This window comes from Catenulispora yoronensis (genome assembly GCF_039531695.1).
Lineage (GTDB): Bacteria > Actinomycetota > Actinomycetes > Streptomycetales > Catenulisporaceae > Catenulispora > Catenulispora yoronensis.
Genome location: NZ_BAAAQN010000136.1, coordinates 1 through 1,558, shown reverse-complemented (window position 1 = coordinate 1,558; position 1,558 = coordinate 1). Strand labels below are relative to the sequence as shown.

General features: G+C 53.7%; 1 protein-coding gene and 2 pseudogenes. All 3 read right to left on the bottom strand.

Annotated elements, in window-relative coordinates:
- Positions 1 to 357 (bottom strand): annotated as a pseudogene (locus tag ABD481_RS46355) (DUF4158 domain-containing protein); the annotation flags it as partial.
- A 52-nt stretch (positions 358 to 409) separates the two neighbouring features.
- On the bottom strand, positions 410 to 1,114 hold the full coding sequence (locus ABD481_RS46350) for an IS6-like element IS26 family transposase (protein WP_001067855.1): 705 nt from the start codon (positions 1,112 to 1,114) through the stop codon (positions 410 to 412).
- A gap of 62 nt (positions 1,115 to 1,176) precedes the next feature.
- A pseudogene (locus tag ABD481_RS46345) lies at positions 1,177 to 1,470 on the bottom strand (DEAD/DEAH box helicase family protein); the annotation flags it as partial.
- Positions 1,471 to 1,558: the final 88 nt, after the last annotated feature.

The following is a 1,558-nucleotide window of genomic DNA, read 5'->3' as shown; positions in this document are numbered from 1 at the left end:
ACTCAGGTTTTCAGCATGCAGGCCAAAATCGTTCAGAGTTTTCCAGCGTTCAATTGCTTCATTAAACGCCGGACCACTGATGGTCACAGGGCCCTTTTTCAGTGATTCCAGTAAAGACAGGCGGCTGCAATCAGTTGGCCCCAGCAGCATCTCCAGCTGTGAACGCTGTTCGGCTGACGGTATCAGTGCCAGTTTGTTCCACAGGCGCAACGTCGCCTTTTCCCTTACCTCTGAAATCAACCGGGTCAGCGTAGTGGCTCCGGGGAGAATAATACGATGTTGCATAAGCCACCCTGTCGCCAGATCGAAAAGCAGGCCAGGACGTTCGTTGCTTATCCAGCTCCGGGTATATAAAAGGGCACTGTTGCAAAGTTAGCGATGAGGCAGCCTTTTGTCTTATTCAAAGGCCTTACATTTCAAAAACTCTGCTTACCAGGCGCATTTCGCCCAGGGGATCACCATAATAAAATGCTGAGGCCTGGCCTTTGCGTAGTGCACGCATCACCTCAATACCTTTGATGGTGGCGTAAGCCGTCTTCATGGATTTAAATCCCAGCGTGGCGCCGATTATCCGTTTCAGTTTGCCATGATCGCATTCAATCACGTTGTTCCGGTACTTAATCTGTCGGTGTTCAACGTCAGACGGGCACCGGCCTTCGCGTTTGAGCAGAGCAAGCGCGCGACCATAGGCGGGCGCTTTATCCGTGTTGATGAATCGCGGGATCTGCCACTTCTTCACGTTGTTGAGGATTTTACCCAGAAACCGGTATGCAGCTTTGCTGTTACGACGGGAGGAGAGATAAAAATCGACAGTGCGGCCCCGGCTGTCGACGGCCCGGTACAGATACGCCCAGCGGCCATTGACCTTCACGTAGGTTTCATCCATGTGCCACGGGCAAAGATCGGAAGGGTTACGCCAGTACCAGCGCAGCCGTTTTTCCATTTCAGGCGCATAACGCTGAACCCAGCGGTAAATCGTGGAGTGATCGACATTCACTCCGCGTTCAGCCAGCATCTCCTGCAGCTCACGGTAACTGATGCCGTATTTGCAGTACCAGCGTACGGCCCACAGAATGATGTCACGCTGAAAATGCCGGCCTTTGAATGGGTTCATGTGCAGCTCCATCAGCAAAAGGGGATGATAAGTTTATCACCACCGACTATTTGCAACAGTGCCATCCGCCTTACCCCGTCGAGTATCTCAGTCAGATAGTCCGGGTGCACGAGCGTCATTGGGATGATGATGTCCTGCGAGTAATTCCTTCGAATCTCCCTGACCGCCGCGATCGTAAGTCCCCTCCACAAGGGGAGATCCTGATAGTCTCCGCTCGCTGGCATGGGGACCGTTTCTTTCACCACGAACCCGATTTCCTCGGGGTCAAAGATCAGCGATTTGGAACGCCGATCGCGCAGCCGCTTAGCGAGCGTCGTCTTTCCGGCGCCGAAAGGTCCGTTGATCCAGATTATCATTGTCGACGGCCTCTAACCTGAAGGCTCGCAAGAGCGCTGGGCGGCTTCGTGTGCTGGCACGATCGGAGTGGCTCCGAAGTGCTTCTCA